The 11,907-nt window shown below is 64.0% G+C and carries 11 protein-coding genes; 3 read left to right on the top strand and 8 right to left on the bottom strand.

From position 1 onward, the window contains the following. Positions 1–91: 91 nt before the first annotated feature. From MTR72_RS11650 to MTR72_RS11640, 3 genes are all read left to right on the top strand, one after another. Positions 92–1,054 carry a helix-turn-helix domain-containing protein gene (locus MTR72_RS11650; RefSeq protein ID WP_280964092.1) on the top strand — a complete coding sequence of 321 codons (963 nt, stop codon included), beginning with the start codon at positions 92–94 and terminating at the stop codon, positions 1,052–1,054. A 301-nt stretch (positions 1,055–1,355) separates the two neighbouring features. After that, positions 1,356–2,810: a DEAD/DEAH box helicase gene (locus MTR72_RS11645; protein ID WP_280964093.1), complete on the top strand. Its 1,455-nt coding sequence runs from the start codon at positions 1,356–1,358 to the stop codon at positions 2,808–2,810. Positions 2,811–2,928: 118 nt separating this feature from the next. Next, positions 2,929–3,996, top strand: coding sequence for a GGDEF domain-containing protein (locus MTR72_RS11640; RefSeq protein ID WP_280964094.1), 1,068 nt, complete (start codon positions 2,929–2,931; stop codon positions 3,994–3,996). Between the two features lie 64 nt (positions 3,997–4,060). Here the strand turns inward: MTR72_RS11640 and MTR72_RS11635 are convergent, their stop codons facing one another. The 8 genes from MTR72_RS11635 to MTR72_RS11600 form a co-directional block, all read right to left on the bottom strand. Further along, the gene (locus MTR72_RS11635) at positions 4,061–4,513 is read right to left on the bottom strand and encodes a TfoX/Sxy family protein (RefSeq protein WP_280964095.1); all 453 of its coding nucleotides are present in this window, start codon (positions 4,511–4,513) and stop codon (positions 4,061–4,063) included. Positions 4,514–4,693: 180 nt separating this feature from the next. Continuing rightward, positions 4,694–5,113, bottom strand: coding sequence for a HesB/IscA family protein (locus MTR72_RS11630; protein WP_280964096.1), 420 nt, complete (start codon positions 5,111–5,113; stop codon positions 4,694–4,696). Positions 5,114–5,152: 39 nt separating this feature from the next. Beyond that, positions 5,153–5,524 carry an SUF system Fe-S cluster assembly protein gene (locus MTR72_RS11625; protein WP_280964097.1) on the bottom strand — a complete coding sequence of 124 codons (372 nt, stop codon included), beginning with the start codon at positions 5,522–5,524 and terminating at the stop codon, positions 5,153–5,155. Then, a complete protein-coding gene (locus MTR72_RS11620; RefSeq protein WP_280964098.1) occupies positions 5,521–6,768 on the bottom strand; it encodes a cysteine desulfurase in 1,248 nt (415 codons plus the stop codon). Before MTR72_RS11620 ends, MTR72_RS11625 begins: the two co-directional genes overlap by 4 nt. Next, entirely contained in the window at positions 6,765–8,069 is a 1,305-nt protein-coding gene (gene sufD, locus MTR72_RS11615; RefSeq protein ID WP_280964099.1) for a Fe-S cluster assembly protein SufD, read from the bottom strand. The genes MTR72_RS11620 and sufD overlap by 4 nt, the downstream gene beginning before the upstream one ends. Positions 8,070–8,081: 12 nt before the next feature. After that, positions 8,082–8,834, bottom strand: coding sequence for a Fe-S cluster assembly ATPase SufC (gene sufC / locus MTR72_RS11610; protein ID WP_280964100.1), 753 nt, complete (start codon positions 8,832–8,834; stop codon positions 8,082–8,084). A 130-nt stretch (positions 8,835–8,964) separates the two neighbouring features. Then, complete coding sequence (sufB, locus tag MTR72_RS11605; RefSeq protein ID WP_280964101.1) at positions 8,965–10,461, bottom strand: Fe-S cluster assembly protein SufB; 1,497 nt, start codon at positions 10,459–10,461, stop codon at positions 8,965–8,967. A 94-nt stretch (positions 10,462–10,555) separates the two neighbouring features. Further along, complete coding sequence (locus MTR72_RS11600) at positions 10,556–11,713, bottom strand: cysteine desulfurase family protein (protein ID WP_341510373.1); 1,158 nt, start codon at positions 11,711–11,713, stop codon at positions 10,556–10,558. Positions 11,714–11,907 lie beyond the last annotated feature (194 nt).

The following is an 11,907-nucleotide window of genomic DNA, read 5'->3' as shown; positions in this document are numbered from 1 at the left end:
GTGTCCTCCGCCGCGGGCATGCCACCTATGGCAGATTCCGGCGGAATCTGCTTTTTTCTTTCTGCAATTCCGTTTGAGACCGGGGACTGCCGTGTATCGCTGGTGTACCGATGAAGTCGAGCCGCACGATCGCTTCGACTACTGGCGCGAGGTCCGCGCCAAGGGGCTGTTCGGCGTCACGGCGGAGCTCGAGCGTGAACGGCGCGCCGACTTCTTCGGCGAGTTCTCGCTGCGCCAGCTCGGCGGCGCCGGCTTCGTCGAGCTGAAGGCCTCGCGCTACACCGTCGAGCGCAGCAAGGCGGACATCGCCTACGCGCCCGGCGACAGCGTCTGCGTCTACCAGCAACTCGGCGGCGGTGGCTGGTTCGGCGGCATGCGCGGCAGCGATTTCGCGATTCCCAATGGCAGCTTCGCCACCAGCCATACCGATCTGCCCTACCGCACCGTGCCGCTCGGGGCTGCCGGATTTCACCTGCGGATCCTGAAGATCCCTGTCAGCGGCATTCCCACGCAGGACAAGCGCATGCGCGAGCTAGCGCCCAAGACCTTCAACGATCCCGCCCTGGCGCCCCTCTTGAACTCCTGCTTTGCCGATCTCGGCCAGAGCGCCGCGGACGATGGGTCGGCCGAGACCACCGCGCTCGTCCAGGCACTGGCCCACCTCGCGCTGATCGAGCGCGGCATCATCGGGCCCGGGAGCCGGCGTGGGCAATCCGCGCTGCGGACCGCCCGCCTGTCGCTGGCGCGCCGCCTGATCGCACGGCACCTCAGGAATCCCGATCTGACGCCGGCCATGGTGGCGGACCTGCTCGGTGTCTCCGTGCGCCATCTTCACATGCTGTTCGAGATGGGCGAGCGCAGCTTCTCGCAGACGGTGACGGAGGAGCGGCTGAAGCAGAGCCAGCGCCTACTGCGAGAAGCGCCGGATCGGCTGATTGCCGATATCGCCACGGCCTGCGGCTTCGAGAGCCTTGCGACCTACTACCGGGTCTTCAATGCCGCCTACGGCATGGCCCCCGGCGATTTCCGGGCCCAGGCCGCCGAGGGGAGCTGATGGCCGGCTGCGAGGTTCCCGCCGAACCTGCGAACAGAGCCGGAAAAGGCGCCCCGCGCCCGCTATTTGGGCAAAAACCTCAGGGTTTTTAGGGCCTTCTCCCACCCGCTCCATTGACTTTGGCCGATTCCCCCCTATGTTCCGGGTCGACGCGGCTCAGATCGAAGAGCGATTCCTGAGCCTTGCGCTTTGTTCGCGGTAAGTCAGCACCCCCAGCTTCTTTGAGAGCGCGCCGTTTCGGGGTGGAACGCGACAGCCTTTTTACCCTCGATTCCGAACGGCGGTTTCGACTAGAGGCTCAATGTCCTTTTCAAATCTCGGACTATCCGAAAAAGTCCTCGCCGCAGTGGCGGCCACTGGTTACACCAACCCCACCCCCATTCAGGAACAGGCGATCCCCCACGTCCTCGCACGCAAGGACGTCCTCGGCATCGCCCAGACCGGCACCGGCAAGACCGCGGCCTTCGTGCTGCCGATGCTCACCATCCTCGAAAAGGGTCGCGCCCGGGCGCGCATGCCGCGCACGCTGATCCTGGAGCCGACCCGCGAGCTCGCGGCACAGGTCAAGGAGAACTTCGACCGGTACGGCGCCGGCCAAAAGCTCAACGTCGCCCTCCTGATCGGCGGCGTCTCCTTCGGCGACCAGGACGCCAAGCTGATGCGCGGCGTCGACGTCCTGATCGCAACGCCGGGCCGGCTGCTCGACCATACCGAGCGCGGCGGCCTCCTGCTCACCGGCGTCGAGCTGCTCGTCATCGACGAAGCCGACCGCATGCTGGACATGGGCTTCATTCCCGACATCGAGCGCATCTGCAAGCTCGTTCCCTTCACGCGGCAGACCCTGTTCTTCACCGCGACCATGCCGCCGGAAATCCGGCGCATCACCGAGGCCTTCCTGCACAATCCGCAGAAGGTCGAAGTTTCCCGGCCCGCCACCACGGCCGTGACCGTCACGCAGTCGCAGATCCCGGCCGGCCGCGAGCCGCACGAGAAGCGCGAGCTGCTCCGCCGCCTGCTCCGCGAAGCCAAAGACCTCAAGAACGCAATCATCTTCTGCAATCGCAAGCGCGAGGTCGCGATCGTTCACAAGTCACTTCAAAAGCACGGCTTCAGTGCCGGTGCGCTGCACGGTGACATGGACCAGCCGGCCCGCATGGCGGCACTGGATCAATTCCGCAAGGGCGAGCTGCCGCTCTTGGTTGCCTCCGACGTCGCCGCCCGCGGCCTCGACATTCCCGAGGTCAGCCACGTCTTCAATTTCGACGTTCCCCACCACCCCGACGATTACGTTCACCGCATCGGCCGCACCGGCCGCGCAGGCCGCACCGGCACCGCGATCTCGATCGTGACGCCGCTCGACCAGAAGTCGATGGCCGCGATCGAGAAGCTGATCGGCCAGAACATTCCCCGCGCCGAAGGCGATTACGAAGTGCACGCGGAAACGACTGAAGCGACCGAGCGCACGCGCGAAAAGCGCGGCCGCGAGCGTTCGCGCGGCGGACGCGGCAAGCCTCAGCGCGGCCACGACCGTGAGCGCAGCCACGAGCCGCGTGGCGATTCAAGGCAAGCCTCCGAAGCAAAGCATGCGCATGAGCCGCGCCACCGCGCGCGCCAGCAGGCCAATGCATCGCACGTGCCGTCGATCGGTCGTCCCGAGCCGCGCCGGCCGCAACGTGAGATCGACACCGAGCCCGGCGATCATTCCCATCTTCCGGCGTTTCTGCTGCGACCGGTGCGCTCTCCCGCCGGCGCCTAAAGCGCGATGCGCTTGCGAACGGCCGTTTACCGGCCGTTCACGATCATCCGTTAGCCTACGAACATAATTTAAGCATTGCTGCGGTCGGCGGCGCACCGACCGTTGTGGGGTATGTTCCGTGGTCAAGGTGCTCGACGAACACGAACGCACGATGGCGTTCGCCGAGGTGGCGCTCGGTCAGATCCGATCGCTCAAGCAAACCGCAATTCCCCGCAATTATGAAATCTGGTACGTCTACGCCACCGGCTACAACGCGCCGCTCAACAAGATCATCAACGAGACCCTGGCGCGCAACGGCAAGCTGACCGAAGCCGATCTCGAGCAGATCTACGAGACCTATCTCTCCCACATCAAGACCACCGATCGTATCGACAAGGTCGGCGCGCGCGTCATCGGCGAGATCGACGACGTCGTGAAGATCCTGGGCGAAGCCCTCGGGATGACCAGTTCCTACGAAGCCAGCCTGTCGGGCGCGACGGAAAAGCTGTCGTCGGCCAAGAGCCGCGAGCAGATCAAGTCGATCGTCGAGACGCTGGTACGCTCGACCCGCGAGATGCGCGAGACCAACAAGGTTCTGGAAGACCGCCTGACGCTGTCGAAGAACGAGATCAGCAATCTCCAGCAGAGCCTCGAGGCGATTCGCGCCGAGAGCCTGACCGATCCGCTCACGGGGCTGGGAAATCGCAAATATTTCGATCGCATGATCGGCATGGCTGTGCAGAGCGCGCTCGCTAGCGGCGAGCCGCTGTCGCTCCTGCTGTTCGACATCGATCATTTCAAGTCATTCAACGATTCCTACGGCCATCTCACCGGCGACCAGGTGCTGCGCCTGGTCGGCCTGTCCCTGAAGCAGACCATCAAGGGCCAGGACATCACCGCGCGCTACGGCGGCGAGGAGTTCGCGGTGGTACTGCCCAACACCGCGTTGCGCCAGGCCCTCACCGTCGCCGATCACATCCGCCGTGCCGTGATGGCAAAGGAATTGAAGAAGAAATCCACTGGCGAGATCCTCGGCCGCGTCACCATCTCCGTCGGCGTCTCCATGCTGAAGCAAGGCGACGACACCGACTCCCTGATCGAGCGCGCCGACGCCTGCCTCTACGCCGCCAAACGCAACGGCCGCAACCGGGTGATCTGCGAGGCGGATCCGGAATACGTCGCGGAATCGCGCGGCCAGGTGGCGTGAGCCCTACTCACCGGCCGTCATTCCGGGGCGCGCCTCTTGCCGCGCCCCGGAATGACGGAGGCGATTACGCCTTCCTCTTAGTGCGCTTGCGCACCGCAGCCTTGTTGGCTTGCTTTCTCGCCGCAACCTTCTTGCCCGGCTTCTTCGCCGGCGCTTTCGCAACCGTGGCAACCCTCTTCTTCGTCTTCGGCTTCTTCTTCACCTTCGCACGCTGCGCAGCGGCGAGCGCTCCTCTTGCCCATTGCGCCAACTCTTCGGAATCGTCGAACAGACGTGCGGGCAGTTGCCAGTAGGAGTTCACCGTCACGGTCTTGGCGCGCGTCTGGTACTGAAACGGCTTTGAGCCCTCGGCCTCATAGTCCGGGATGGTCTGCTCGTCGGCGCGGAAAAACAGGCCGGCGCGCAGTGACAACGCGAAGTTGGTGCCGTCGGCGGAAATGCCGTAGCCGGAGAACATCTTGCGGATCGTGACCGGGCCGAAATCGGCGAACAGGTCGATCAGGAATTCGCGGTCCATGGCCAAGCTTCCTCCCCATCGTCGTCCTGGCGAAAGCCAGGACCCATCACCACGGAAGGTAGTTTAGCGATGACTGTTCGTCGTACCAGTCGCCTGACACCGCCCACCGCAGCGAGATCACGCGGTGGGTTCTGGCCTTCGCCAGGACGACAGCGGTTTGATTTGCTAGAGGCGAACTACCTACCCCTCAACCTTCGCCGGCCGCAGTTCGACCGACTCGCCGCAGCCGCAGGCGGAGACCTGGTTGGGGTTGTTGAAGACGAACTGGGCCTGCATCTTGTCGGCCTTGTAGTCCATCTCGGTTCCGAGCAGGAACAGCACGGCCTTGGGATCGACCAGGATCTTGACGCCCTTGTCCTCGACGACCTCGTCGGTCGGGCGGATCTCATGGGCGTATTCGACCGTATAGGACTGACCGGCGCAGCCACCGTTCTTCACGCCGACGCGCAGGCCCACGATCTCGGAATCCGCGCGCTGGGCCAGCTCGGTGATACGCTGCGCGGCAGCATCCGTCAGCCGCATCACCTGCGGGCGAGGCCGCCGCGGCTTGGGGCTGGAAGCTGGTGTCGAGGCCGACGGTGCTTGGGTCATGTCAGTCATGTGGTCCGTTGTGGAGCAAATTCAATGCTAGGGGCGGGCTCACCACATGTTAAGCACGAGGCGCGCCTCGTCGCTCATGCGTTCGGGTGACCAGGCCGGCTCCCAGACGACCTTGACGTCGACCACGCCGACGCCGGGAACGCTGGCAACTGCGTTCTCCACCATGGTCGGCAGCTCGCCGGCGGCCGGGCAATTCGGCGTCGTCAGCGTCATCAACACGTCGACGGAGCGGTCGTCCTTGATCTCGACCTTGTAGATCAGGCCGAGCTCGTAGATGTCGGCCGGGATTTCCGGGTCGAACACAGTCTTGAGGCCAGCGATGATCTCGCGCGTCAGCCGCTCGGTCTCCTCCGGCGGCAGCGCCGAATGGGTTTCCATCGGATTAGCTTTGACTTCGGCCATGTCACTCATGCGAACAAATCCCGTGCCTTCAGCAGCGCCCGTGCCAGATGGTCGACTTCGTCACGCGTATTATACATGCCGAACGAGGCGCGGCAGGTGGCGGTGACGTTGAACCGCTCTAAAAGCGGCATCACGCAATGGGTGCCGGCGCGCACCGCGATGCCCTGGCGGTCGATCACGGTGGCGACGTCGTGGGCGTGCGCGCCCTTGAGCTCGAAAGAGATCACCGGGCCCTTGCCGCGGGCGGTGCCGATCAACCGCAGCGAGTTGATCTCGCGCAACCGCTCCTGGGCGTAGGTGACGAGGTCGCGCTCGTGCGCAGCGATGCGCTCCTTGCCGATCGAATTGACGTAGTCGATGGCAGCGCCAAGGCCGATTGCTTCGACGATGGGCGGGGTGCCTGCTTCGAACTTGTGCGGCGGGTCGCCGTAGGTGACCCAGTCCTTGGCAACCTCGCGGATCATCTCGCCGCCGCCGTTGAAGGGCCGCATCGCGACAAGGTGCTCGTGCTTGGCATAGAGCGCGCCGACGCCGGTCGGGCCATAGACCTTGTGGCCGGTGAAAGCGTAGAAATCGCAGTCGAGATCCTGCACGTCGACGGGCAGGTGCACCGCGCCTTGCGCGCCGTCGACCAGCACCCGGATGCCGCGGTCGTGGGCCAGCCGCACAACCTCCTTGATCGGGACGAACGTCCCGAGCGCGTTCGACATCTGAGTGATCGCGACCAGCTTGGTCTTCGGCGTCAGCAGCTTCTCGAACTCGTCGATCAGGAAATTGCCTTCATCATCGACCGGCGCCCATTTGATCACCGCACCGTGGCGCTCCCGCAGGAAATGCCAGGGCACGATGTTGGAATGGTGCTCCATGATCGAGAGGACGATCTCATCGCCCTGCTTGATGTTCGGCTCCCCCCAGGACGACGCCACGAGGTTGATCGCCTCGGTGACGTTGCGGGTGAAGATGATCTCCTCGGTACGCCGGGCGTTGACGAATTGCGCGACTTTCGCCCGCGCGCCCTCGTAGGCTTCGGTGGCGGCATTGGCGAGGTAGTGCAGGCCGCGATGCACGTTGGCGTATTCGGATATATAGGCCTGCGTCATGCGGTCGAGCACGGACTGCGGCTTCTGCGCCGAGGCCGCGTTGTCAAGATAGACCAGCGGCTTGCCGTAGATCTGCATGGCGAGCGCCGGAAAGTCCTTGCGCACGCGCGCAACATCATAGGCGCCGTTTAGGACCGCCGGATGCGTGCTCATGACCGTCGCTCCAGCCAGCGCTCGGCAATGCCGATCACGTGCTCGCGCAGGTCATCGTCGGCGATCTGCTCGATCGCCTCGCCCACGAAAGCCTGGATCAGCAGCGCCTGGGCCTGCTTCTCCGGCAGGCCGCGCGCCTTCAGATAGAACAGCAGGCTGTCGTCGAGCGCGCCGGCGGTGGCGCCGTGGCCGCAGGAGACGTCGTCGGCGAAAATCTCGAGCTCAGGCTTGTTGTCAGCTTCCGCCTCGTCCGAGAGCAAGAGCGCGCGGGTCATCATCTTGCCGTCGGTCTTTTGCGCGTCGGGACGGACGATGATGCGGCCTTGGAATACCGAATGGCCGCGGTCGTCGATAACCGCGCGGAAGGTCTCGCGGCTCATGCAGTTCGGCACGGCATGGTCCACGACCATCGTCACATCGCCATGCTCGGTCTTCTTCAACAGGTTCACCCCGTTGAGCGAAAGCTCGCTGCCCTCGCCGGCGAAGGTGATGAAGCCCTGGAGGCGGCTGACCGCGCCGCCGCTGGTCATGTTGAAGTAGTTGAGCTTCACATTGGCGCCGACGGTGACGAATTGCGAGGTAACGTTCACCGCATCCGGCGCATCGTCCATGAGGCGGATATAGGCGACGTCAGCGTCGTCGCCGATCGAGACGAGCACGGCGTCGTGGACCTGGTAAGCGCCGGCACCGGCAGCGACGAAGCTCTCGATGATGGTCGCGCGGGCTCCCTTCCCGATCCGAACCTGCGAACGGGTGAAGCTAGACGCAGAAGGCGCGGTCGCAACGTGAATGATCTGGACAGGCGCGGACGGCTGGGTGCCGTCGGCGATCGACAGCACGACACCATCGGTCGCCATCGCCGCGTTCAGCGAGATCATCGCATCGGTGGATGCGGTCGTCAGGAGATCGGCGGTCTTGTCCAGCGTCTCGCGCAGGGTCGTCACGCTCATACCGGAAGGCAGCGCCTTGACGTCCGACAGATCGGCCGCGAACACGCCATCGACCAGCACCAGCTTGCGGGCACCGGCAAACGCATGCGCCTTCGCGGCCGCCGCGGCGCGCGACAGCGCGGCCGCATCGGGGCTGCCAGCAAGCGGTGGCACCTCGCCGACCAGCGCGCGCAGATCGGTGTATTTCCATTCTTCGAGCCGGCGGTGCGGCAGGCCGAGACGCTCATAGGTCTCGAACGCCTCGCGGCGCACTGCAACGACCGCCGGCGAACCCGGCAGCCGGCCTTCGGCGCTGGCGAAGAGATCGCTCACCGCGCGGCCGCTTCCGGTCTTTGCCACAGCAACGTTCATCGCAAACAATCCTTACGCGGCGTCCTCGAACTGGGTGTAGCCGGACTCCTCCAGCTCCAGCGCCAGTTGCTTGTCGCCGCTCTTCACGACGCGGCCCTTCGACATCACGTGCACGAAGTCAGGCACGATGTAATTCAGGAGACGCTGATAGTGGGTGATGACGACCATCGCGCGCTTGGGCGTGCGCAGCGCGTTGACGCCATCGGCGGCGATGCGCAGCGCGTCGATGTCGAGCCCCGAGTCCATCTCATCGAGGATGCAAAGCGCAGGCTCGAACAGCGCCATCTGCAGCACCTCGTTGCGCTTCTTCTCGCCGCCGGAGAAGCCGACATTGACGCCGCGCTTGAGCATGTCCTGCGGGATGTTCAGCGACTTCGAGACTTCGCGAACCTTCTTCAGGAAGTCCGGGGTCGAATATTCGCTCTCGCCGCGCGCCTTGCGCTGCGCGTTCAGCGCGGTGCGCAGAAAGGTCATGGTGGCGACGCCGGGGATCTCGACCGGATACTGGAACGCCAGGAATACGCCCTTGGCGGCGCGCTCCTCGGGGTCCATCTCCAGGAGGTCCTCGCCCCTGAACAGGATCTGGCCGTCGGTGACCTCATAGCCGGGCTTGCCGGCGATGACGTGGGAGAGCGTCGACTTGCCGGAGCCGTTCGGCCCCATGATCGCGTGGATCTCGCCCTCGTTCACGGTCAGCGTCAGCCCGTGGAGGATCTCACGATCCTCGACGCGAACCTTCAGGTCTTTCACTTCAAGCAAAGGCATTGTCTTGTTCCACCTATCCCTTCGTCCTGAGGAGCGCCGCAGGCGCGTCTCGAAGGACGTGGCCAACAATCTTTCCGATTTCCATCCTTCGAGACGGCCGCTTCGCAGCCTCCTCAGGATGAGGTCCGACTTAACCGACCGACCCTTCAAGCGAGATCGAGATCAGCTTCTGCGCTTCCACCGCGAACTCCATCGGGAGCTGCTGAAGCACGTCCTTGACGAAGCCGTTGACGACGAGGCCGACCGCTTCCTCCTGGGAAAGGCCGCGCTGGATGCAATAGAACAGCACGTCCTCGGAGATCTTTGAGGTCGTCGCTTCGTGCTCGAACGTCGCCGACGAGTTCTTCGCCTCGATGTACGGCACGGTATGCGCGCCGCATTTGTCGCCGATCAACAAGGAATCGCAGGCGGTGAAGTTGCGCGCGCCTGTCGCCTTCCGGTGCGCGGTGACGAGACCGCGATAGGTGTTCTGCGACTTGCCGGCGGCGATGCCCTTGGAGATGATCCGGCTCGACGTGTTCTTGCCGAGGTGGATCATCTTGGTGCCGGAGTCCACCTGCTGGAAGCCGTTCGAGATCGCGATCGAATAGAACTCACCGCGGGAGCTATCGCCGCGGAGAATGCAGCTCGGATACTTCCAGGTGATGGCGGAGCCGGTCTCGACCTGGGTCCAGGAAATCTTGGAATGGGCGCCGCGGCAGTCGCCACGCTTGGTGACGAAATTGTAGATGCCGCCCTTGCCTTCCGAGTTGCCGGGATACCAGTTTTGCACCGTCGAATATTTGATCTCGGCATCATCGAGCGCGACGAGCTCGACCACGGCGGCGTGAAGCTGGTTCTCGTCGCGCTGCGGCGCGGTGCAGCCTTCGAGATAGGAGACGTAGGAGCCCTTGTCAGCGATAATCAGCGTGCGTTCGAACTGGCCGGTGTTGCGCTCGTTGATGCGGAAATAGGTCGACAGCTCCATCGGGCAGCGCACGCCCGGCGGCACGTAGACGAACGAGCCGTCGGAGAACACCGCCGAGTTCAGCGTCGCATAGAAATTGTCCGAGGTCGGCACCACGGAGCCGAGATATTTCTGCACCAGCTCGGGATGCTCGCGGATCGCCTCCGAGATCGGCATGAAGATCACGCCGGCCTTCTTCAGCTCGGCCTTGAAGGTGGTCGCAACCGAGACGGAGTCGAAGACCGCGTCGACCGCGATCTTGCGCTGCGCCGGATCTTGCTCGCCGATTTTGGGCTCGATGCCTTCGAGCATCGCGACTTCCCGTAGGGGAATGCCGAGCTTCTCGTAGGTCTTGAGAATCTCCGGATCGATCTCGTCGAGCGAGGACACCGCCTTCTTCGGCTTCGGCGCCGCGTAATAGTAGATGTCCTGGAAGTCGATCTTGGGATATTCGACGCGCGCCCAGGTCGGCTCGGTCATGGTCAGCCAGCGGCGATAGGCCTCGAGCCGCCACTGGAGCATCCAGGCGGGTTCGTTCTTTTTTTGTGAGATAAACTTTACGGTCTCTTCCGATAGCCCCTTGGGGGCCTTCTCGGAGTCGATCAGGGTCTCAAACCCATAACGATACTGGTCGACGTCGATGCGCTTCACGCGCTCGACCGTCTCTTGTACGGCTGGCATTCCATCCTCCGCTCGCGGTTTCAAGGACCGCGGTGGATCAAACTCGGACGACTATTACGATGTTTCCTAGCCGAAAGCACGTGCTTAGAACGATTCAAGCCGTGTTTCGTGCCTGCTCTCTAAGTAGGGTATTACCCAGCTTTCGCCAAGCCTCCAAGGCCCGATTGATGTCTTCGGGCTGCGTGGACCAGCCCAGACTGACGCGCACCGCTCCCTGGGCAATGGCAGGGCCAAATCCCATCGCCGAAAGCACATGGGACGGCTGTACCTTTCCCGACGAACAGGCCGAGCCCGAGGACACCGCGATGCCTTCGAGGTCGAAGCCGATCACGGCCGTCTCGGCCTTCAGGCCTGGCGCGCTGAACAGGACGGTATTGGGCAACCGCTGGACATCGTCCGAAAAGATGGTCGCGCCAGCGATGGAGCGGAGCCCATTTTCCAAGCGATCTCTGAGGCTTGCCATGCGCTCCGCATCCTCAGAGAGCGTCTGAACGGCCGTCTTTACCGCCGCGCCGAAGCCGGCAATGCCAGCCACATTCTCGGTTCCCGCCCGGCGACCAAGCTCCTGCCCGCCCCCGCGCAGCACGGGCTCCAGCCCCGAGACTCCTTCGGCCACGACCAGCGCGCCGACGCCCTTGGGACCGCCGATCTTGTGCGCAGAAAAGGTCGCAAGGTCGGCACCTACCGCCTTGATATCGAATGGAATCTTTCCGAGCGCCTGGATCGCATCGACATGCAGCAGGCCGCCCGCGTCGTGCACCACCTTTGCCGCCTTCCCGATCGGTTCAAGCGCGCCGGTCTCGTTGTTGGCCGCCATGATGGAAACCAGCGCCGGCGCGCCGGCGCCAAGCAAGGCGTTGAGGTGTTCGAGATCGACCACCCCCGACGGCGTGACCCGAATCTGACCAATCCTGTCGCTCGGGAACCGTCCCCCGGCCAGCACCGAGGCATGCTCGACCGCCGAAACCAGCAACCGCTCCACCGTCCCGCCGGCCGGGGCCGATAAGCCGGGCGACAGCGCCAGCACATTGGCTTCGGTTCCGGACGAGGTGAAGACCACGTTGCGCGGCAGCGCGCCCACGGCGGACGCCAGCGCCCCACGCGCTTTCTCAATCAACCGTCGTGCTTCGCGCCCTTCCGCATGCACCGAGGACGGATTGCCGATCAGGTCCCAGGCGGCCAGCATCGCCATCCGTGCTTCCGCGCGGAGCGGGGTGGTGGCATTCCAGTCGAGATAAACACGATTCCGCATGAAGTACTATACTACCTGAATTCGCGAGACGTGGTCTTGCGCGTTGGATCGCCCGACGTGGGCCGCAGCCGTGCGTTTGGCAACCTCGATTCCAAAACCGCGGCCTCGCGATGACGCCACGATGACACGCTAACATCTTGAACGGATTAGGCGATGTTCAAGATGCTTGCTTTTTGACCCACAGCCTATGTTAG

The sequence above is a fragment of the Bradyrhizobium sp. ISRA442 genome, from assembly GCF_038085055.1.
Taxonomy (GTDB): Bacteria; Pseudomonadota; Alphaproteobacteria; order Rhizobiales; family Xanthobacteraceae; genus Bradyrhizobium.
Note: the sequence above shows the minus strand (reverse complement) of the source record. Positions and strands in the feature narration are given on the sequence as shown.

Bases quoted from the DNA above. Each gene is read 5' to 3' on its own strand.
- MTR72_RS11645 (WP_280964093.1), top strand. From the start codon at position 1,356: ATGTCCTTTTCAAATCTCGGACTATCCGAAAAAGTCCTCGCCGCAGTG.
- MTR72_RS11635 (WP_280964095.1), bottom strand. From the start codon at position 4,513: ATGGACCGCGAATTCCTGATCGACCTGTTCGCCGATTTCGGCCCGGTC.
- MTR72_RS11630 (WP_280964096.1), bottom strand. From the start codon at position 5,113: ATGACTGACATGACCCAAGCACCGTCGGCCTCGACACCAGCTTCCAGC.
- MTR72_RS11625 (WP_280964097.1), bottom strand. From the start codon at position 5,524: ATGAGTGACATGGCCGAAGTCAAAGCTAATCCGATGGAAACCCATTCG.
- MTR72_RS11620 (WP_280964098.1), bottom strand. From the start codon at position 6,768: ATGAGCACGCATCCGGCGGTCCTAAACGGCGCCTATGATGTTGCGCGC.
- sufD (WP_280964099.1), bottom strand. From the start codon at position 8,069: ATGAACGTTGCTGTGGCAAAGACCGGAAGCGGCCGCGCGGTGAGCGAT.
- sufC (WP_280964100.1), bottom strand. From the start codon at position 8,834: ATGCCTTTGCTTGAAGTGAAAGACCTGAAGGTTCGCGTCGAGGATCGT.
- sufB (WP_280964101.1), bottom strand. From the start codon at position 10,461: ATGCCAGCCGTACAAGAGACGGTCGAGCGCGTGAAGCGCATCGACGTC.
- MTR72_RS11600 (WP_341510373.1), bottom strand. From the start codon at position 11,713: ATGCGGAATCGTGTTTATCTCGACTGGAATGCCACCACCCCGCTCCGC.